This window comes from Cellulomonas sp. HD19AZ1, assembly GCF_004535805.1.
Taxonomy (GTDB): domain Bacteria; phylum Actinomycetota; class Actinomycetes; order Actinomycetales; family Cellulomonadaceae; genus Cellulomonas; species Cellulomonas iranensis.
This window is the reverse complement of record NZ_SPHX01000001.1, coordinates 126,535-147,083: the sequence shown is the minus strand read 5'-3', so window position 1 is coordinate 147,083 and position 20,549 is coordinate 126,535. Positions and strand designations below refer to the sequence as shown.

General features: G+C 74.0%; 13 protein-coding genes. 2 read left to right on the top strand and 11 right to left on the bottom strand.

The features are described 5' to 3' along the window. Positions 1-398: 398 nt before the first annotated feature. From E4A51_RS00730 to E4A51_RS00690, 9 genes are all read right to left on the bottom strand, one after another. Positions 399-1,178: an ATP-binding cassette domain-containing protein gene (locus tag E4A51_RS00730; protein ID WP_070321026.1), complete on the bottom strand. Its 780-nt coding sequence runs from the start codon at positions 1,176-1,178 to the stop codon at positions 399-401. Positions 1,179-1,271: 93 nt separating this feature from the next. Then, complete coding sequence (locus E4A51_RS00725; protein ID WP_046528887.1) at positions 1,272-2,546, bottom strand: ROK family transcriptional regulator; 1,275 nt, start codon at positions 2,544-2,546, stop codon at positions 1,272-1,274. Positions 2,547-2,594: 48 nt separating this feature from the next. Then, on the bottom strand, positions 2,595-3,833 hold the full coding sequence (gene mmsB / locus E4A51_RS00720; RefSeq protein ID WP_046528888.1) for a multiple monosaccharide ABC transporter permease: 1,239 nt from the start codon (positions 3,831-3,833) through the stop codon (positions 2,595-2,597). Continuing rightward, on the bottom strand, positions 3,830-5,377 hold the full coding sequence (gene mmsA, locus E4A51_RS00715) for a multiple monosaccharide ABC transporter ATP-binding protein (RefSeq protein WP_046528889.1): 1,548 nt from the start codon (positions 5,375-5,377) through the stop codon (positions 3,830-3,832). Before mmsA ends, mmsB begins: the two co-directional genes overlap by 4 nt. 68 nt (positions 5,378-5,445) lie before the next feature. After that, complete coding sequence (chvE, locus tag E4A51_RS00710) at positions 5,446-6,585, bottom strand: multiple monosaccharide ABC transporter substrate-binding protein (protein WP_082131406.1); 1,140 nt, start codon at positions 6,583-6,585, stop codon at positions 5,446-5,448. Positions 6,586-6,865: 280 nt separating this feature from the next. Continuing rightward, on the bottom strand, positions 6,866-12,766 hold the full coding sequence (pulA, locus tag E4A51_RS00705; RefSeq protein ID WP_134850624.1) for a pullulanase-type alpha-1,6-glucosidase: 5,901 nt from the start codon (positions 12,764-12,766) through the stop codon (positions 6,866-6,868). Between the two features lie 148 nt (positions 12,767-12,914). Further along, on the bottom strand, positions 12,915-13,187 hold the full coding sequence (locus E4A51_RS00700) for a DUF167 domain-containing protein (RefSeq protein ID WP_070318432.1): 273 nt from the start codon (positions 13,185-13,187) through the stop codon (positions 12,915-12,917). A 14-nt stretch (positions 13,188-13,201) separates the two neighbouring features. After that, on the bottom strand, positions 13,202-14,194 hold the full coding sequence (locus tag E4A51_RS00695; protein ID WP_134850623.1) for a malate dehydrogenase: 993 nt from the start codon (positions 14,192-14,194) through the stop codon (positions 13,202-13,204). A gap of 143 nt (positions 14,195-14,337) precedes the next feature. Continuing rightward, positions 14,338-15,555, bottom strand: a complete 1,218-nt coding sequence (locus E4A51_RS00690; RefSeq protein ID WP_046528894.1) for an NADP-dependent isocitrate dehydrogenase — start codon at positions 15,553-15,555, stop codon at positions 14,338-14,340. A gap of 208 nt (positions 15,556-15,763) precedes the next feature. Between E4A51_RS00690 and E4A51_RS00685 the strand changes: the two genes are divergently transcribed. Further along, positions 15,764-16,795: an aquaporin gene (locus E4A51_RS00685; protein ID WP_134850622.1), complete on the top strand. Its 1,032-nt coding sequence runs from the start codon at positions 15,764-15,766 to the stop codon at positions 16,793-16,795. Between the two features lie 102 nt (positions 16,796-16,897). Here the strand turns inward: E4A51_RS00685 and E4A51_RS00680 are convergent, their stop codons facing one another. Beyond that, the gene (locus tag E4A51_RS00680; RefSeq protein ID WP_233421014.1) at positions 16,898-17,293 is read right to left on the bottom strand and encodes a DUF3017 domain-containing protein; all 396 of its coding nucleotides are present in this window, start codon (positions 17,291-17,293) and stop codon (positions 16,898-16,900) included. 254 nt (positions 17,294-17,547) lie between these two features. On the opposite strand from E4A51_RS00680, the gene E4A51_RS00675 reads away from it, so the two are divergent. After that, the gene (locus tag E4A51_RS00675; RefSeq protein ID WP_134850621.1) at positions 17,548-18,816 is read left to right on the top strand and encodes an NAD(P)/FAD-dependent oxidoreductase; all 1,269 of its coding nucleotides are present in this window, start codon (positions 17,548-17,550) and stop codon (positions 18,814-18,816) included. A gap of 90 nt (positions 18,817-18,906) precedes the next feature. Here E4A51_RS00675 and purH read toward each other — a convergent pair whose 3' ends face one another. After that, positions 18,907-20,541: a bifunctional phosphoribosylaminoimidazolecarboxamide formyltransferase/IMP cyclohydrolase gene (purH, locus tag E4A51_RS00670; protein ID WP_134850620.1), complete on the bottom strand. Its 1,635-nt coding sequence runs from the start codon at positions 20,539-20,541 to the stop codon at positions 18,907-18,909. Positions 20,542-20,549 lie beyond the last annotated feature (8 nt).

Below are 20,549 nucleotides of genomic sequence, written 5' to 3'. Positions count from 1 at the left end.
GAAGCCCTTCGGGGACGGACGCGGCTGCTGTGCCGGCCCGACCGGATGTACCCGGCTGCCTCGGACGCGACGGGGGTCGTCCTCGTCCCGGTGCAGCGGGACAACCATGCTTAAGTTCGGAACCCGAAGTCAACCGCGAACGATGCCTTCTCGGTCACGAACTCATCACAACTTCCCGACGCTCGTCCGACCGGGCGATCTGGGAGCGCGACCACGCGCGAGGTCGCCGCACGGCCGACGCGCCCCCGCCCCGACGTACGGAGTCCGCGACCGTTCGGGTCCCGCACCCAGGCGTCTGGGCGGCCAGTGCGACGACGCACCGGCCGCGCGACGTGGCGCGTGGACGCGCACGGCCCGCCGGCCCCCGGCGGCCGCGCGCGCCCGCCGCCCCGGCCACCTCAGGAGGGCAGCGGCACCCGGCGCGCACCGGGTGCGCGCGACGCCCCCGTGATGGCGGCGATGATCTGCTCGTACGCCGTCGACCGCGCGTCGAACGACCCGTTGTTGCGGCCGTGCCGCAGCACCTCGACACGGTCCGCGACCGACCGCACGTCGGTCATGTTGTGGCTGATGAGGACCACCGCGAGCCCCAGGTCGCGCAGCCCCTCGATGTGCACGAGGACCTCGGCCGTCTGCGCGACCGACAGCGACGCGGTCGGCTCGTCGAGCACGACGATGCGCGGCGAGCCGATGAGCGTGCGCGCGATCGCGACCGCCTGGCGCTGCCCCGCGGACAGCTGCGCGAGCGGCACGCGCACCGTCGGGATCCGGCTCGTCAGGTCCCGCAGGATCTGGCGCGCGACCTGCTCCATGCGCTCGTCGTCGCGACGGCCCCGCGCGTCGCGCAGCTCCCGCCCCAGGAACAGGTTCGACGTCACGTCGAGGTTGTCGCACAGCGCGAGGTCCTGGAAGACGGTCGCGACGCCCAGCGCGTGCGCCGCCGCCGGCGTCGGGATCGTCACCGGCCGCCCGTCGACCTCGATGAGGCCCGTGTCGGGCGTCAGGACCCCGGCGACCATCTTGGCGAGCGTCGACTTGCCGGCCGCGTTGTCGCCGACCAGCGCCACGACCTCGCCGCGGTGCACGTCGAGGTCGACGCCGACGAGCGCCTCGACGCCGCCGAACCGCTTGCTGATCCCGCGCATCGCCAGCAGCGGGACCCCCGTCGTCTCGGTCATCGTCGACCCCGTCCGCTCTGCGTGCGCCCGCACCGCGTGCGTCCGCCGCGCACCACCGTGCCCCGTGCAGTGAAGCCCCCCGACCCGCACCGGTCAACCCCGACCATCGACCCGCCCGTCCCGTGCCCCCGCGACCTCGTCGCCCGGCGCACCCGTGTCCTCGTCGTCCTGCGCGCCGCCCACCGGCGCGTCGTCGTCCGCGCGCACCGGCACGTCGGCCGAGCGCAGCGCCATCACCAGGGCACCCATCACCTCGGCGCGCTGACCCAGCGCCGCCGGCACGACCTCGAGCGGTGCGACCTGGTTGAGCAGCACGCGCCGCTGCACGGCCTCCCGCAGCGGGCCCAGCAGCACGTCGCCCGTCTCCGCCAGCTCGCCCCCGACCACGACGCACTGCGGGTTCATGCTCGTGCCCAGGCCCGCCAGCACCGCCCCGATCACGGCACCCGCGTCCGCCACGACGCGCGACGACCCCGGCTCGCCGGCGCGGGCCCGCGCGACGACGTCGCGCAGCGCGAGCGACCCGTGCGACGCCCGCAGCGGCTCGACCAGCGCGGTCGCGCCCACCACGGTGTCGAGGCAGCCGCGCGCGCCGCACCGGCAGATGTGGCCGGTCGGGTCGACCTGCACGTGCCCGATCTCGCCCGCGGTGCCCGCGAACCCGCGGTGCACCTGCCCACCCAGCACGATGCCCGCACCGACGCCGTACGACGCACGCACGTACACCGCGTCGCGGTAGCCCCGGGCCGCCCCCAGCGTGGACTCCGCGAGCGCACCGAGGTTCGCGTCGTTGTCGACCAGCACGGGGCGCCCGAGGCGCTCGGTGAGCACCTGCGCGAGGTGCTCACCCTCCCACCCGCGCAGCAGCCCCGGCACCGAGACCATGCCCGTGCCGACGTCGACGGGCGCCGGCACGCCCAGGCCGACGGCGACCACGTCCTCGAGGTCCGAGCCGATGCGCTCGAGCAGGTCCATGACGAGCAGCGCGCCGCGGTCGAGCGTCGTGTCCGAGGGGTGCTCGAACGGCAGCGGCAGCGTCTGCTCGGCCACGACCTCGTGCGCGAAGTCCCCCAGCACGACCCGCAGGTGCCGGTGGCCCACCTGGATGCCGACCGCGAGCCCGACCCGCCGCGCGAGCGTGACGAGCTGCGCGCGCCGCCCGCTGCGCGTCGTGACGGCGGTGTCGACGATGCCCGCGGCCAGCAGCTCGCGGACGATCGTCGACACCGTCGCCTGCGACAGCCCGGTGGCGGCGGCGAGCTCGACCTGCGTGAGCCCGCCGTACCGCTGCACGGTGCCGACGACGAGCGCCTTGTTGGCCTCGCGCAGCGCGGTCTGCGAGCCCGCCGCACCCGCTCGCCTGCTCACGAGGGCAACCTACCGGCGCCCACGCCCGTCACGGACGCACGTCCGGTTCTACTGCGTGCCCGCGCGCCGCTTGTTGAGCAGGTCGAACGCGACCGCGAGCAGCAGCACGAAGCCCTTGATGGCCATCTGCCACGCGGGGTCGACGGAGAGGATCGACAGGCCCATGTTGAGCACGCCCATGATGAGCGCGCCGACGATCGCACCCGACACGCGCCCGATGCCGCCGGTCACCGCAGCGCCGCCGATGAAGCACGCGGCGATCGCGTCGAGCTCGAAGTTCTGCCCGGCCGCCGCGATGGCCGCGCCCGCCCGGGCCGTCGTGACGATCGCGGCCACGCCCGCGAGCAGGCCCATGTTGACGAAGATCCAGAAGTCCACGCGCCGCGTGCTGACGCCCGAGAGCGCGGCCGCCGCCCGGTTGCCGCCGATCGCGTAGATGTGCCGGCCGAAGACCGTGCGCCCCATGAGGAACGAGTACGCGACGACAAGCACGCCGACGACGACGAGCACGATGGGCGTGCCGCCGGCCGAGAACGACAGGATCACCGTGAGGATCCCGATGCCGACCGCGATCGCGGCGATCTTCGCGAGGAACAGGCCGAACGCCTCGACGTGCAGGTCGTGCTTGCGCAGCGAGCGGCGCGCACGCACCTGGGTGAGCACGATCGCGGCGACCGCGAGCGCACCGATGACGAGCGTGACGACGTCCATGTTGGCGACGAACCCGAGCACGTTGGGCAGCGAGCCCTTCGAGATGCGGATGAACGCGGGCGGCAGGCCCGCGAGCGTCTCGCCGACGATCACGAGCGCGAGGCCCCGGAACACGAGCATGCCCGCGAGCGTGACGATGAACGCGGGGATCCCGACGTACGCGACCCAGAACCCCTGCCACGCGCCGACCAGCGCGCCGACCGCGAGGCCCACGAGCACGGCGGCGATCCACGGCAGGCCGATCGGGTCGCGCATGGTCACGGCCACCACGCCGCCGACGAACGCCACGACCGACCCGACCGACAGGTCGATGTGCCCGGCCACGATGACCATGACCATGCCGATCGCGAGGATCATGACGTACGCGTTCTGCTGGAACAGCGCCGCGACGTTGTTGGCGAGCAGCAGCTTGCCGTCGGTGAGCACCTGGAACAGCAGGACGATGACGACGAGCGCGCCGAAGATCCCGTACTGGCGCGCGTTGCCGCCCAGGCCCTGCAGCCGCTGCCCGAGCGACACGCGGGGCGCACCCGGCGGCGTCGGGGACGGAACGTTGACGTCGGTCGTGGTGCTCATCGGGCGATCCCGTCCTTGTCCATCGTCATGAAGTGCATGAGGTGCTCCTGGGTCGCGTCGGCGCGGGCCACCTCGCCCGTGACGCGACCCTGGCTGAGCGCGTAGATGCGGTCGCAGACGCCGAGGAGCTCGGGCAGCTCGGAGGAGATGACGAGCACGCCCTTGCCCGCGTCCGCGAGGCTGTTGATGATCGTGTAGATCTCGTACTTCGCGCCGACGTCGATGCCGCGCGTCGGCTCGTCGAGGATCAGCACGTCCGGGTCGGCGTAGAGCCACTTGGCCAGCACGACCTTCTGCTGGTTGCCGCCCGAGAGCTTGCCGACGACGGAGGCGACGGTCGGCGTCTTGATGTTGAGCTCCTTGCGGTAGCGCTCGGCGACGGTCGACTCGGCCTCGCGGTCGACGACGCCGCGGCGTGCGAGCTTGCCCAGCGCGGCGGCCGACACGTTGTGCTGCACGGTGTCGATGAGGTTGAGCCCGAACCGCTTGCGGTCCTCGGTCGCGTAGGCGATGCCGTGCGCGATGGCCTGCTGCACGGTCGCGAGCGTGATCTCGTGGCCGTCCTTGTAGACGCGTCCCGAGATCCGGGTGCCGTACGAGCGCCCGAACACGCTCATCGCGAGCTCGGTGCGCCCCGCGCCCATGAGCCCCGCGAGCCCGACGATCTCGCCCCGTCGCACGGTGAGGCTGGCCCGGTCGACGACCTTGCGGGCCTGGTCGACGGGGTGGTGCACGGTCCAGTCCTCGATCCGCAGGACCTCCTCGCCGATGCTCGGCGTGTGGTCGGGGAAGCGGTGGTCGAGCGGCCGGCCGACCATGCCGCGGATGATGCGCTCCTCGGTGACGGCGTCGGTGCCGTGCATGTCGAGCGACTCGATGGTGCGCCCGTCGCGGACGATCGTGGTGGTGTCGGCGATGGCCTCGATCTCGTTGAGCTTGTGGCTGATGATGATCGAGGTGATGCCCTCGTCGCGCAGGCCGCGGATGAGGCCGAGCAGGTGCGCCGAGTCCTCGTCGTTGAGCGCCGCGGTGGGCTCGTCGAGGATGAGCAGGCGCACCTCCTTCGACAGCGCCTTCGCGATCTCGACGAGCTGCTGCTTGCCGACGCCGATGTCGCTGACGCGCGTGTCGGGACGCTCGGCCAGCCCGACGCGCGCGAGGAGCCTGGCCGCCTCGGCGTTCGTGCGGTTCCAGTCCACGACGCCGCGCTCGGCGCGCTCGTTGCCGAGGAAGATGTTCTCGGCGATCGACAGGAACGGCGACAGCGCGAGCTCCTGGTGGATGATGACGACGCCCTGGCGCTCGGAGTCGCGGATGCCGCGGAACTCCTGCACCTCGCCGTCGAGGACGATCTCGCCCTCGTACGTGCCGTGCGGGTAGATGCCCGACAGCACCTTCATGAGCGTCGACTTGCCCGCGCCGTTCTCGCCGCAGATCGCGTGGATCTCGCCGCGGCGGACGGACAGGGTGACGTCCGCGAGCGCCTTCACGCCGGGGAACGTCTTGGTGATGCCGCGCATCTCGAGGATGTGCTCGGTGTCCATGGGTCCTCGCTGGGTCGTCCGGGCGGTGCCGGCCGCGCGACCGGACGGGTCGCGCGGCCGGCGGTGGTTCACAGGCCGAGGTCGGCGGCCGTGTAGAAGCCCGAGTCGACGAGCACCTGGACGTTGTCCGGCGTGATGACCTGCGGCGGCAGGAGGTAGGTCGGGACGACCTTCTCGCCGTTGTCGTAGGTCTTCTCGTCGTTGACCTCGACGGTCTCGCCCTTGACGATCTGGTCGACCATCTTCGCGACCTGGTCACCGAGGGCGCGGGTGTCCTTCCACACCGACATCGACTGCTTGCCGGCGATCATGTTGAGGACGTTGGCCTTGTCGGCGTCCTGACCCGTGAGGACCGGGTAGTCCGGACCGGGCGCGTAGCCGGCGCCCTCGAGCGCCTGCGCGATGCCCAGCGCGAGCGAGTCGTTGGGCGACAGGACGACGTTCACCTTGGTGCCGCCCGAGTAGAACGAGTTGAGGCGGTTCTCCATCTCGGACTGCGCGGTGTCCGAGCTCCAGCCCTGGACGCCGATCGAGGCCCAGTCGTCGTCGGACGCGGGCGCCTTGCCCGACGGCACGACGAGCTGGCCCTTGTCGACGTACGGCTTGAGGACGTCCCACGCACCCGCGAAGAAGAACTTCGCGTTGTTGTCGTCGGGCGACCCGGCGAAGGGCTCGAGGTTGAACGGCCCCGCACCCGTGTCGAGCTTGAGCGCGTCGACGATGAACTCGCCCTGCATCTTGCCGACGCCGTAGTTGTCGAACGTCGCGTAGTAGTCGACGTTCGGGGTGTCGTTGATGAGGCGGTCGTAGGCGATGACCTTGATGCCCTGGTCGGCCGCCTGCTGCAGCGTCGGCGCGAGCGCCGTGCCGTCGATGGACGCGATGACGAGGATGTCCGCGCCCTGGTTGATCATGTTCTCGATCTGGGTGATCTGCTGGTCGACCTTGTTGTCGGCGTACTGCAGGCTCGTCTCGTAGCCGGCGTCCTTGAGGAGCTCCTCGAGGTGGGCGCCGTCGCGGTTCCAGCGCTCGAGGCTCTTGGTGGGCATCGCGATGCCGACCGTCGTGTCCTCGGTGCTGCCCGACGCGCCGTCGGTCGCCCCGCCGCCGGAGCCCGTGTCGCGCTCGGAGCTGCACGCGGCCAGGGACCCTGCGAGCAGGCCCGCGGCGAGCACCGCGACCGCCGTCTTCTTCCATGCCAGTGACATCGTCGTCGCTCCCTCGTGTGCGCCGCTGCTGCGGCCGGGACGTCCGTCGTCCGGGCCACCCGGGGTCGGCGTCGCTGCCGAGGAGCCGGGTGCGGCTTCGCGTTGCATTCAAGACCTGAAGGCTTGGAGCAGGCAAGAGCCGTGACCAATCCGTGTCCTGACGTCACCCGCGCGCTCGACACCGCACCGAGTCCGTTCGAAACGGGCATGACCCCCGACGACGACGCCCCGTGCCTTCGACCGTCGAAGGCACGGGGCGTCGCGCTCACGCACGCGCAGGTCAGCGGCACACCCCGGGGAACCACCGCCCCAGCAGTCCGCACACCAGGTCCCGCCACGGGTCGGGGCGCGGCGTCGCCGCCCGCTGCTCGACGAGCACCGCGACCGTCCGGGCCGGCACCGTGACCGTCCCCGTGCCGCGGTCGTACGCGCTCGTCCGCACCACCGGGTCGGCGCCCGCGGCCTGCACGGGCGACAGCACGTACCGCCTCCCGGCGAGCGCGTCGACCCGCTGCGTCGTCGGCTCGTCCGACGCGTTGACGACCACGAGCAGGCCGTCGAGCCGCGCGTCGACGTCGGTGCGCCAGCGGCGCGTCGCCGCGTCCCAGCCCGGCCGGTCGTCGACGTGCATGACCACGACGCCCGGGGTGGCGTCGGGGCCCGCGCCCGGGAACGTCACCTTGCGCTCGATCAGGTCGGGGTCGCCGAGCCGGAACAGCCGCGTGGACGCGCGCAGCTCGAGCAGCTCGGCCGACGCGGCGCGCGCCGCCGCGACGTCGGCGGGGGTCGGCACGAGCGCGGGGTCGGCCAGCAGCGGCTGCTGGAACGGCCACTTCGCCTCGTTGTCCGCCGCCGGCGGCAGCCCGCGCCCGAACCCGTTGGTGCGGCCCGACCAGTCCAGCACGTTGAACCAGTCCCCCGAGTCGTACGAGTTCCTGTCGAGCGACTTGCTGCGCAGCAGGTCCGCGCCGGCGTGCCAGAACGACGGGGTCTGCGCGAGCGTCGTCGTCGCGAGCGAGACCGTGTTCATGCGGACGCGGTCGGCCATCGGGGTGTCCTGCGGGAGCTTGAGGTAGAGGTTGTCGAACAGGGTCTCGTTGTCGTGCGCGTCGACGTACGTGACGACCTCCTCCGGGGAGTCGGCGTACCCGGCCGGCTGCCCGTTGTAGTCGACCTGGTCGCCGCGCCTGACGGTGCCGTCGCTCGTCAGCAGCTCGAACGACCGCAGGTTGCCGGCCATGCCCAGGCGCACGAGGTCCGCCTGGTGCCGCACGCGCGCGAGCTGCTCGGCCTCGGTGCCGTTCACGGGCGCCCCGTTGGGGTCGGTGAACGCGCCGGAGCCGAAGCCCTGCACGCGCGGGTCCTCGTCGAACGGCCCGCCGCCGCGCACGGCGTCGCGCAGCCGGTCCGAGAACGTGCCGATGCCCGTGCCGCCCAGCTGACCCTGCGTGGCCTGCTCGAAGAGCCGGTCGTCGGCCACCTCGCCGAAGTTCCAGCCCTCGCCGTACAGGTAGACCTTGCGCCCGTCGACGCCGTCGGTGCGCGGGCGCAGCCGGTCGAGCGCGTCGCGCACGGCCTCCATGGTCTGCCGCGAGTGGTGGCCCATGAGGTCGAACCGGAAGCCGTCGACCTTGTAGTCCCGCGCCCAGGTGACGACCGAGTCGACCATCATCTTCTCGGCCATCGCGTGCTCGGTCGCGACGTTCTGGCAGCACGTCGAGGTCTCGACCTTCCCGGTCGCGTCGAGCCGGTGGTAGTACCCCGGCACGACGCGGTCGAGCACGCTCTTCGGGTCCTGCCCGCTCGCCGCGGTGTGGTTGAACACCTGGTCGAGCACGACCTGCAGCCCGTCGGCGTGCAGCGCCCCGACCATGGTGCGGAACTCGGCGACCCGCGCGCCGCCCACCGCGTCGACCGCGTAGGAGCCCTCCGGCACGGTCCAGTGCCACGGGTCGTAGCCCCAGTTGAACGCGTCCTGCCCCGCGACGGCGGTCACGCACGCCTGCTGCTCGGGCGAGTCCGGCGGGAGCGCGGCGAGGTCGCACGCGGGCGCCGCCTGCGCCGACCGGTCCTCCTCGATCGACGCGATGTCGAACGTCGGCAGCAGGTGGACCGTGGTCAGCCCCGCGTCGGCGAGCGCGCGCAGGTGGTCGCGGCCGTCGCTGCGGGGCACCGCGAACGCTCCGTACGTGCCACGCAGCGCCGCCGGCACCGTGGTGTCCGAGACGGAGAAGTCCCGCACGTGCAGCTCGTAGATCGTCTGGTCGACGGGACGCACGACCGGCTGGGGCGTGCGCTCCCACTGGCGCGGCCGGTAGCGGGCGTCGTCGAGGTCGACGAGCACGCCGTGCGTCGAGTTCAGCGTGAGCGCGACGGCGTACGGGTCGGTCACGCGGTTCACCTCGACCTTCCCCGTGGTGGGCGCGTAGACCGTGACCTCCCAGAGGTACGCCGCGCCGGCCCAGGCCTTCGCGCCGGCGACGGTCCAGCTGCCGTCGGGTTGCCGCTGCGCGGCGGTCCGCACGGGCTCGCGGGACGTGTCGAGCGCACCGCGCCGGTCGGCGGGCCACACCAGCACGGCGACGTCCTGCGCGGTGGGGGCCCACAGCGCGAGGTGCGGCGCCCCCTTCACCCACGTCGTGCCGAACGTACGCTTGACTGCCTTCGCACTGTACAGATCGTCGAGCACGCCCGGCACCTGCACGCCCGTGACCGCCTGCGCGACGTCGTCCGCGTCCGCCTGCCGCACCAGCAGCTCGCCGGTGAGCAGCCGCTCGACCGTGGCGCGGTCGGACGGCACGCGCAGCGCGACGTACCCGTCGAGGGCCGGGAACTGCTCGACCTGCGCCGCGGTGAGCCCACCGGCGACGACCTCGAGCGCGACCTCCTCACCGCCCGTCACGTGCCCGTCCACCACCTCGAGCGCCCCCTCGGGCGACCCGTGCAGCGTGAACCGCAGCGCCGACGCGTCGGTGCCGCTCGTGACCAGGCCCGCGGGCCACGCGAGCGTGCGGGCGTCGACCCAGTGCGCCTGCGCCTGCCCCGTACCGGGCAGCGGCGGGTCGGTGACCTGCACCGTCAGCACGTGCGTGGTGAGGTCGTAGACGAACGTCACGGGCCGGCCGCCGGGTGCCGCGAACGCGACGTTCGCGCCGTCGCGGACGCCGTCGGCGCCGTAGTTCTCGGCCCACGACAGGCCGTGCGCGACCTTGAGCTCGTACGTGCCCGCCGCCAGGTCGGGCAGCGTCAGCGTCGCGGTCCCGTCGCCGTCGCCGTCGACCAGGGCGGTCGCCAGGCACGCGGGGTCCCAGTCGGCCGCGCAGCCCGCCTCGCTCTGGTACGACCCCGGCAGCGTGAGCAGCGGACCCTGCGCCGAGGACGTCACCTGGTGCGTGGTCGCGTCGTACACGAACGTCACCTGCTGCGGCGCGTCGCCGGCCACGGTGTACGTGACGTTGGCGCCGCCGGGTGCGCCGCCCGCGCCGTAGTTCTCGTCCCACGTGCCGCCCACGGCGACCTTGTACTCGTACGACCCCGGCGGGACCGTGAACGTCCCGGAGTAGACGACCCCGTTGGTCGACGTGAGGCGCGCCACCTCGCAGCCCGGCTGCCAGTCCCCCGGGCACCCCATCGCGGCGTTGTGGCTGCCGGGCACCGTGACGAGCGTGCCGCCCGGCGCCGGCGGCGGCTCGACGCCGTCGACGGCCACGCCGACGCTCGCGTACGTCGACGCGGCGCTGCGGTGGCCGGTCACGTCCTGGCGCACCGCGCGGTACTCGACGAGCGTGCCGGGCTCCAGGTCGCGCACGTCGTGGAACACCCGGGGCGTCGTGGTCTCGGCGGTGCCGAGCGGCGTCCACGCGTCGTCGCCGACCACGCGGTAGGCGAAGGACGTCGTGGCGAACGCGTCGTCGTCGACGTCCGCGACCACGGGGGCCAGCCCCTCGAGCGCCGCGCCCGCGCCCGGCGCCGCCAGCGTGAGGCCGTCGTCGCCCGCCGCCACCGGGCCGTCGGCCCGCAGCACGACCGCGCCGAACGCGGGCACCGTCACGGCGACGGTCCCGGTGGCGTCGGCGGTGGTGGCGGCGCCCGGCACCGTGCCGGCGCCCGAGGTCGCGAGCAGAGGAGTGAACGTCGCACCCGGCGTCAGGCTGTCGACCGCGACGTCGGCCGGCGTCGCCGCGTTGTTGAGCGCGACGAGGTGCTCGACGCCGTCGTCGCCGACGCGCGAGAACGCGTACACCGACCCGGCGGCGTACCGCTCGACCTGCGCGCCGGAGGTCAGCGCGGGCGTCCGCGCGCGCAGCTCCGCGAGCGTCGCGATCTGCCGGTACAACGGCGTGTCCGTCGCGTACCGGTCGACCGAGCCGGCGGGCGTGCCGTCGAGCAGCGCCTGGTCCGCGTACTCGTCCACCTGGGTCGCGAACAGCGACTGCCGCGCGTCCTTGTCCTTGCCCCCGAGCGTCCCGTCGCCGACGAACCCCTGCTCGTCGCCGTAGTAGACGACCGGCTGCCCGCGCGTCAGGTACATGAGGGCGTGCGCGAGACCCGAGCGCGCCTGCGCGTCGCCCGCGTCCTTCACGGCGTACCCGATGCGACCCATGTCGTGGTTGCCGAGGAAGGTGGGCAGCGCCTGCGCGCTGCTCGTCGGCGTCGTGTACAGGTCGTCGCCCGCGAACAGGCCCTGCAGGCCCGCCGCCGAGAAGCCTCTGGCGTAGCTCGCCGCCGCGGCCTGGAACGAGAAGTCGAGCACGGCGTCCATGTCGGTCTCGCGCACGTACGGCGCGGTGAGCGCCGGGTCCGCGTCGTACACCTCGCCGAACATGAAGAAGTCCGGGTTGCCGACCGCGGCCGCGTGCTGCGCGATCGCCGTGGTGAAGACGTCCCAGAACTCGCGGTTCACGTGCTTGACGGTGTCGATGCGGAACCCGTCGATCCCCAGGTCCACCCACGCCTCGTAGACGTCGACGAAGCCCTGCACGACGTCCGGGTGCTCGGTCATGAGGTCGTCGAGGCCGTCGAAGTCGCCGTACGTGACGGACTCCCCCGTCCACGTCGAGTTGCCGCGGTTGTGGTACAGCGTCGGGTCGTTGAGCCAGGCGGGCACCTTGGCCTGGGCGTCGGCCGGGTCGATCACCGGCGTGTACGGGAAGGACGTCGCAGGATCGAGCGCGGGGAAGTCGCCGGTGCCGGCGTACGTCGCGGGGTCGAACGGCTCGCCCGCGGCGTCGCGGTAGGGCCGGGTCGCCTGGTCGACGTACCCGTACCCGCCCTCGGCGTAGTCGATGACGTCGGCCGTGTGGTTGGTGATGATGTCGAAGTAGACCTTGATGCCGCGCGCGTGCGCGTCGGCGATCAGCGCCTCGAGCTCGGCGTTGGTGCCCAGGTGCGGGTCGATGCGCGTGAAGTCGGTGACCCAGTAGCCGTGGTACCCGGCCGACGCGTCGGCGCCCGCGCCCTGGACGGGCTTGTTGAGGAACGACGGCGTGAGCCAGATCGCCGTGGTGCCGAGCCCCTCGACGTAGTCGAGCCGCTCGCGCAGGCCCGCGAGGTCGCCGCCGTGGTAGAACCCCTTGTCGGTGGGGTCGAGGCCGGTGGTCAGCCGGTCGCCGTCGAGACCGCCGGTGTCGTTGCCGGGGTCGCCGTCGGCGAACCGGTCGGTGAGCACGAAGTAGAAGCTCTCCCCCGCACCCGGGTCGCGCACGGGGTCCGCCACGAGGTCGGCGTCGGCGTCCGTGTAGCCCCCCGCGAGGTCCGCGACGACGACGGACGTGCGGTGCGTCGCGTCGTCGTAGGTGAACGTGAGCCGCGCGGGCCCGGCGAGCACGAGCGGCGTGTTCGCGTCGCCGCCGTCGGCGCCGTACGCCGCGTCCCACGTGCCGTCGAGCGCGACCTTCCACTCGTGCGCGCCGCCCGGCACGTCGAACGTCGCCGAGAACCGGCCGGGGACGTCGGTCGGCGCGAGCGCGGTGCTCGCGCAGGCGGGGTCCCAGTCGGCGGCGCACCCGAGCTCGTCCTGCAGGCTGCCGACGAGCGTGACCGCGCCGGCCGCGGCGACGGCGGTCGGTGCGGGCAGCGCGACGACGGCGCCGGTCGCGGCCACGGCCCCGGCGGCGAGGAGGGCGAGCGCACGGCGTGCGGCGCGGGGGGCGAGGGGGCGTGGCAGGGCGGCGCCGACCATCGGGACTCCTTCGTCACGGCACGTCGTCGTGCCGTCGGTGGGGGGCTGTCCCGGTGACCGTAACCTGTTGCAACAACTTGCAGCAAGGGTTTCGGGCATGCCGCGCGATCCGGACGATCCGCCCGGCCCTGCGACCCGTCGGCCGCCCTCAGGCGTCGAGCAGCTCCAGCACCCGCGCCCCGGCGTCACCCCGCGTCGCGGTGTCGTCCACCTCGACGACCTTGTCCCGGCTGGTCGCGCCCGTCACCAGGGCGACGTGCCGACGCCGCACGCCCAGCGCGTCCGCGAGCGCCGCGAGCGCGGCCTCGGTCGCGGCGCCGTCCACCGCGCGCGCCTGCACCGCGACGACCAGCGCGTCGCCGTACCGACCACCGACGCGCGTGCGCGACGCCCCCGGACGCACCCGGATCGCGACGCGCACGCCCCTCCCGCCGGTCAGACCAGGCCGAGCGCGCGCACGGCCTCGCGCTCCTCCACCAGCTCGGCGACCGACGCGTCGATCCGCTCGCGCGAGAACGCGTCGAGCTCGAGCCCCGGCACGATCGTGTACGCGCCGCCCGCGGCGGTGACCGGGAACGACGAGATCAGCCCCTCGGGCACGCCGTACGAGCCGTCCGACACGACACCGGCGGACGTCCAGTCCCCCTCGGCGGTGCCGTGCACCCACGTGTGCACGTGGTCGATCGCCGCGTTCGCCGCCGACGCTGCCGAGGACGCGCCGCGCGCCTCGATGATCGCCGCGCCGCGCTTCGCGACCGTCGGGATGAACGTGTCCCGCACCCACACGTCGTCGCCGACGACCTCGAGCGCGGGCCGCCCGCCGATCCTCGCGTGCGTCAGGTCGGGGTACTGCGTCGCCGAGTGGTTCCCCCAGATCGCGACGCGCCGCATGTCGTCGACCGCCGCACCCGTGCGGTGCCGCAGCTGCGCGAGCGCACGGTTGTGGTCGAGCCGCGTCATCGCCGTGAACCGCTCGGCCGGCACGTCGGGCGCGTGCGCCGCCGCGATGTACGCGTTCGTGTTCGCGGGGTTGCCCACCACCAGGACCCGCACGTCGTCCGCCGCGCCCGCGTTGATCGCGGCGCCCTGCGGCCCGAAGATGCCACCGTTGGCGCTCAGCAGGTCACCGCGCTCCATGCCCTTGGTCCGCGGGCGCGCCCCCACGAGCAGCGCGACGTTCACGCCGGCGAACGCGGCCGTCGCGTCGTCCGTGACGTCGATGCCGTCGAGCAGCGGGAACGCGCAGTCGTCGAGCTCCATCGCGACCCCCTCGGCGGCCTTCACCGCGGGCGGGATCTCCAGCATCCGCAGCCGCACCGGCGTGCCCGGGCCGAGCAGCTGCCCCGACGCGATCCGGAAGGCGAGGGCGTACCCGATCTGACCGGCGGCCCCGGTGACGGTGACGACGGCGGGCGTGGAGACGGACACGGGCGGGCTCCTTCGGTCGACCGGTGGCGGCGCGCCGACACGCGTCCACGCGCCACCACCGAACCTATCGCGCACGGGGGCGACCCGTGCCATGAAACGGCGACGCCGCCGGCACGGGCCGGCGGCGTCGCGTCGTGCACGTCTCAGGCGAGGCGCGCCGCGAGGTTCTCGTCGAGCGCGGCGAGGAACTCCTCCGTGGTGAGCCACGGCTGGTCCTTGCCGATGAGCAGCGCGAGGTCCTTCGTCATCTTGCCGCTCTCGACGGTCGTGATGACGACGTCCTCGAGCGTCTCGGCGAACTGCGTGACCTCGGGCGTGCCGTCGAGCTTGCCGCGGTGCTTGAGGCCGCCGGTCCACGCGAAGATCGACGCGATCGGGTTGGTCGACGTCGGCTTGCCCTGCTGGTGCTGGCGGTAGTGCCGCGTGACGGTGCCGTGCGCGGCCTCGGCCTCGACGGTCTTGCCGTCGGGGGTCATGAGGACCGACGTCATGAGCCCGAGCGAGCCGAAGCCCTGCGCGACGGTGTCGGACTGCACGTCGCCGTCGTAGTTCTTGCACGCCCAGACGTAGCCGCCCTCCCACTTCATCGCGGCGGCGACCATGTCGTCGATGAGGCGGTGCTCGTACGTGAGCCCGGCGGCCTCGAACTGGTCCTTGTACTCGGCCTCGAACACCTCGGCGAAGATGTCCTTGAAGGCACCGTCGTACGCCTTGAGGATCGTGTTCTTGGTCGACAGGTACACGGGGTAGCCGCGCTGCAGGCCGTACGCGAACGACGCGCGCGCGAAGTCGCGGATCGACTCGTTGAAGTTGTACATGCCCATCGCGACGCCACCGGCCTCGGGCATCGTCACGACCTCGAAGCGCTGCGGCTCGGAGCCGTCGGCCGGCTCGAACGTCATCGTGATCTTGCCGGCGCCGGGCACCTTGAAGTTCGTCGACTTGTACTGGTCGCCGTGGGCGTGCCGGCCGATGATGATCGGCTTGTTCCAGCCCGGGACCAGCCGCGGGATGTTGCTGATGATGATCGGCTCGCGGAACACGACGCCGCCGAGGATGTTGCGGATCGTGCCGTTGGGCGAGACCCACATCTTCTTGAGGCCGAACTCCTCGACGCGCGCCTCGTCGGGCGTGATCGTCGCGCACTTGACGCCGACGCCGTGCTCCTTGATGGCGTGCGCCGCGTCGATCGTGACCTGGTCGTCGGTCGCGTCGCGGTTCTCGATCGACAGGTCGTAGTAGCGCAGGTCGATGTCGAGGTACGGGTGGATCAGGCGGTCCTTGATGAACTGCCAGATGATGCGCGTCATCTCGTCGCCGTCGAGCTCGACGACGGGGCCGACGACCTTGATCTTCGCCATGCGCGGGCCTGCCTCCTGTGCCGTGGGTGTGCCGCCCAGGTTACTCGACATCGAGAGATCTCGGTCCGGCGGACCACCTGCCGCCGCACAGGGTCGGCTGGCATGCTGGGCCCTGCGTCACCCGTCCGCGCCATCGACGCCCGCCGGCCGGCCGCACCGCGGCCCGGCATCCGACGGTGACCCACACACACCGACCGACAGGACCGACATGTCGCAGCAGAAGCCCGAGCCCACCGAGGGCGCACCGGAGCCCGAGGACACCACGGCGGCCGCCGCCGGCACCACCGCGAGCAGCACGCCCGCGCCCCCGGCGCCGGCCGGCCCGTCCGAGCCGGTCGTCGCCGTGGCGGAGACGGACGACGACGCGACGGAGCTCGAGGAGGGCGACGCCTACGTGCTGCCCGCCGGCTCCGTCGTGGCCGCCGGCCCCAGCCTCCTGGCGCGGCTCGGCGCCGAGGCGTTCGGCACGTTCCTGCTGGTCCTCGTCGGCCTCGGCGTCGCGCTGTACTCGGCGTTCAGCAACACCGGCGGCGGCCTGGGCGTCGCCCTCGGCTTCGGCATCGCCGTGCTCGCCGGCATCATCGCCGTCGGCCGCGTCTCGGGCGGGCACTTCAACCCGGCCGTGACGTTCGGCGCGTGCCTCGCGGGCCGCACGTCCTTCAAGGACCTGCTCCCCTACTGGCTCGCCCAGGTCGTCGGCGGCGCGCTCGCCGCGGCGGTGCTGTTCCTCACGGTGCCCGCGGCGCTGCCGGGCCTCGTCAGCCAGGGCGCGCAGACGTCGACGCGCACGTTCTTCAGCTCGGTCGCCAACGGCTACGCCGACCACTCGCCCCTCGCGACGCTCTCGGGCGGCCAGGCCGAGTTCAGCCTCGTGGTGGCGCTGCTCGTCGAGGCCGTCGCGACCGCCGTGTTCGTCGGCGTCATCCTCGGCGCGACCGACCGTCGCGCCAACAAGCAGCACGTCCCGTTCGCGGTCGGCCTGGCGCTCGCCGTCCTGCTGCTCGTCGCGACGCCTGTGACCAACGGCTCGCTCAACCCGGCGCGCTCGCTGGCCGCGGCGATCTTCTCCGACGGCTGGGCGCTGTCGCAGGTGTGGCTGTTCTGGGTCGCGCCGCTGCTCGGGGCCGCGATCGCCGCGCTCGTCTACCGCGCGTTCGCGGCCGAGCCGCCGGAGGACTCGCTGTTCGGCGAGGACGAGCTGTACGTCGCCGAGGAGGACGTGCTCGTCGTCGAGCGCTGAGCCACCACGCACGAGGGCCCCGGGACGTCCGTCGGACGACCCGGGGCCCTCGTCGTCCGTCCGACGTCCGTCACGCCCGCCTCGTGGCGGCGGGGGCGCGCGTCAGGCGCCCGGCAGCACCGCTGCGAGCGCGACGAGGGCCGCGGCGCACCCGAGCAGGACCGTCACGTCGAGCGCCTTCGAGCGGACCACGACGGCGGCCGGGCCCGGCGACGTGCCCACGGCCCGGACCGCGCCGTAGACGACGAGCAGCGCGGCGAGCACCAGCACGCCGACGACCGCGTCCCACGCGAACGCGGCACCCACCGCACCGGCGATGCCGCCGAGCGTCCACCACAACGACCGGTTGCGCCCCGCCGCCAGCGACGCCCGTGCGATCGACCGCGGATCGAGCGCCTGCTCCTCGGGCGGCACCGGGCGCACGTCGGGGTCCACCGGTGCCGCGGACGCGCCGGCTGCGGCGGCCGGGCGCAGACCGGGGTGCTGGTCGACCGACACGCGGGGACGACCGTCTGCCGGCGTCTCGGGCGCACCGTCGCGCTGCTCCGCACCGCCGGCGCCGGGCCGCGTCGTCCAGGTCGGTGTGCGGAGGTCCGCGCCGGGGATGCGCGCCGCGCTCGACATGCGGCCCCTTTCGTCGTCCACCACCGCGGCCGGCCGGGAGGCCCCGCCGGTCGGCCCCCTGAGCGGACCCGGCGGACGTGCGCGGTGCGGATCAGCGTACCGCTGCGACGCCTCGTTACGGTGACACCGTGACGACCGACGCACCTGCCGCACCGTCCCCCGTCCGCGACGTCCTGGTGGTGGGCGCGGGCCTCGCGGGGCTCCGTACCGTCGCGGCGCTGCGCGAGCACGGGTACGACGGCGTCGTGCGGGTGCTCGGCGCCGAGGGCGTCGCACCGTACGACCGGCCGCCGCTGTCGAAGCACCTGCTGGACCGGACGTCACCGGCCTGGCTCGCCGACGACCTGGGCCACGACCTGCACGCGCTCGCCGACGAGGTCCACCTGGGCAGGGCGGCGCGCGGCCTGCGCCCGCTGGCCGGCGGGGGCGCCGCGGTCGGCACCGACGACGGCGAGCTCGCGGCGTCCTGCGTCGTGCTGGCGACGGGCGCCGCGGCGGTGCGCGTCGCGGGCTGGGACGGCGCCCGCACGCTGCACACGGCCGCCGACGCCGACGCGCTGCGCACCGCGCTCGGCGTGTCGCCGCGCCGGCTCGTGGTGGTCGGCGCCGGGTGGATCGGCGCCGAGGTCGCGGGTGTCACGGCCGCGGCGGGCCACGACGTCACGGTCGTCGAGGCACGCGAGGCGCCGCTCGCGGCCGCGCTCGGTGTCGAGGTCGGCGCGCTCACGGCCCCCTGGTACGCCGCCGCCGGGGTCGACCTGCGCACGTCGGCCGCCGTCGCGTCGCTCGACGCCGCCGGTGTGCGGCTCGCCGACGGCAGCCACCTGCCGGCGGACGTCGTGCTCGTCGCCGTCGGGGCGCGGCCCGCGACCGCGTGGCTCGACGGGGCGCTACCGCTGCGGGACGGGGCCGTCCCCGTGGACGAGGCGTACCGCGCGCTGGGTCCCGACGGCCCGCTGCCCGGCCTGCTCGCGGTGGGCGACGTCGCGGTACGGCGCTCGGCGCGGCACGGCTGGGTGCCCGGTGGGCACTGGGACGAGGCGCTGCACGGCCCCGACGTGCTGGTCCGCCACCTGCTCGGCCTGCCGGTCGACGGACCGGAGCCGGTGCCCTACGTGTTCTCGACCCAGCTGGGGCACGACCTCACGATGTTCGGCCTGCCGGGCCCGGGCGACCGGACGACCGTGCTGGGCGACCCCCGCGACGGTGCGGGCTGGACCGTGCTGTGGTCGCACGACGACGCCGTCACCGGCGCCCTCGTCGTGGACCGTCCGCGCGACGTCGGCGCGGCGCGCCGCCTGTTCGCCCGCGACGGGCTGCCCCACCTCCCGCTGGGGCCCGACGCCGCGCCCGCGGCGGACCTGCGCACGCTCGTGCGCGCGACGCCCCCGGCCTGACGCGGGCGAGGCCCCCGCGGGCACGTCCCCCGTCGGCCCGACGCCGCACGGGCCCGACCGCCGTGCGGCCGGGCCCGTGCGGGACGCGGGTCAGTGCGCGAAGTGCCGCGTGCCCGTGAGGTAGAGCGTCACGCCCGCGGCCGCCGCCGCGGCGACGACCTCCTCGTCGCGCACCGAGCCGCCCGGCTGCACGACCGCGCGCACGCCCGCGTCGAGCAGCACCTGCAGCCCGTCGGCGAACGGGAAGAACGCGTCGGACGCCGCGACGGCGCCGCGCGCGCGCTCGACGTCCCCGGCGTTGGCGCGCTCGACGGCGAGCCGGCACGAGTCGACCCGGTTGACCTGCCCCATGCCGACGCCGACGGACGCGCCGTCGTGCGCGAGGAGGATCGCGTTCGACTTCACGGCCCGCACGGCGCGCCACGCGAACACGAGGTCGGCCAGCGTGGCCTCGTCCGCCGCGTCCCCCGCCGCGAGCGTCCACGTGGCCGGGTCGTCGCCGGGCGCGTCGATGCGGTCGACCGACTGCACGAGCAGACCGCCGGACACCGGGCGCAGCTCGACGTGCGTCGCGGGCGGCGCGTCGACCACCAGCAGGCGGATGTTCTTCTTCTGCGTGAGCAGCGCGAGCGCGTCGTCGTCGAAGCCCGGGGCGACGACGACCTCGGTGAACACGGGCGCGATCTGCTCGGCGGCCGCGAGCGTGACCCGCCGGTTGGTCGCGATGACGCCCCCGAACGCCGAGACCGGGTCGCACGCGTGGGCCTTGGCGTGCGCGTCGGCGACGTCGGCGCCCACGGCCACGCCGCACGGGTTGGCGTGCTTGACGACCGCGACCGTGGGCAGGTCGCCGTGGTCGTGCGCGGCCCGCCACGCCGCGTCCGCGTCGACGTAGTTGTTGTAGCTCATGGCCTTGCCGTGCAGCTGGCGCGCCTGCGCCAGCCCGGGGGTGCCCTGGTCCGCCGTGTAGAGCGCCGCCCGCTGGTGCGGGTTCTCGCCGTAGCGCAGCACGTCCGACCGCTCCCAGGTCGCGCCGACCCAGGCCGGGAACCCGGTCGCGACGCCGTCGACCTCGTCGGTGGTCGTCGCGACGTTGCCCATCCAGGACGCGACCGCGACGTCGTAGGTCGCGGTGTGCACGAACGCCTGCGCCGCGAGGCGCGTGCGCTCCGCGAGCGTGAACCCGCCGGCGGCGACGGCCGCGACCACGTCGTCGTAGCGCGCGGGGTCGACGACGACCGCGACGCTCGGGTGGTTCTTCGCGGCGGCGCGCACCATCGACGGCCCGCCGATGTCGATCTGCTCGACGCACGCGTCGACACCCGCACCCGACGCGACGGTCTGCGTGAACGGGTACAGGTTGACCACGACGAGCTCGAACGCGGCGACGCCCAGCTCGTCGAGCTGGGCGAGGTGCTCGGGGCGACGCGTGTCGGCGAGGATCCCGGCGTGCACGCGCGGGTGCAGCGTCTTGACGCGCCCGTCGAGGCACTCGGGGAAGCCCGTGAGGTCCTCGACGCGCGTCACCGGCACGCCCGCGGCCGCGACGGTCGCGGCCGTCGACCCCGTGGACACGAGCTCGACGCCCGCGGCGTGCAGCGCCGTCGCGAGCTCGACCAGGCCGGTCTTGTCGTAGACGGACAGCAGCGCGCGGCGCAGCGGGCGGCGCGTGGCGTCGGCGGTCGGGTCCGCGACGGGGGCGACGGGGGGCAGGTCGTGCGGCATGGGTGGCA

What these genes read in the sequence shown, in the direction of transcription:
- E4A51_RS00730 (WP_070321026.1), bottom strand. Translation starts at nt 1,178, where the DNA reads ATGACCGAGACGACGGGGGTCCCGCTGCTGGCGATGCGCGGGATCAGC.
- mmsB (WP_046528888.1), bottom strand. Translation starts at nt 3,833, where the DNA reads ATGAGCACCACGACCGACGTCAACGTTCCGTCCCCGACGCCGCCGGGT.
- mmsA (WP_046528889.1), bottom strand. Translation starts at nt 5,377, where the DNA reads ATGGACACCGAGCACATCCTCGAGATGCGCGGCATCACCAAGACGTTC.
- chvE (WP_082131406.1), bottom strand. Translation starts at nt 6,585, where the DNA reads ATGTCACTGGCATGGAAGAAGACGGCGGTCGCGGTGCTCGCCGCGGGC.
- pulA (WP_134850624.1), bottom strand. Translation starts at nt 12,766, where the DNA reads ATGGTCGGCGCCGCCCTGCCACGCCCCCTCGCCCCCCGCGCCGCACGC.
- E4A51_RS00690 (WP_046528894.1), bottom strand. Translation starts at nt 15,555, where the DNA reads ATGGCGAAGATCAAGGTCGTCGGCCCCGTCGTCGAGCTCGACGGCGAC.
- E4A51_RS00685 (WP_134850622.1), top strand. Translation starts at nt 15,764, where the DNA reads ATGTCGCAGCAGAAGCCCGAGCCCACCGAGGGCGCACCGGAGCCCGAG.
- purH (WP_134850620.1), bottom strand. Translation starts at nt 20,541, where the DNA reads ATGCCGCACGACCTGCCCCCCGTCGCCCCCGTCGCGGACCCGACCGCC.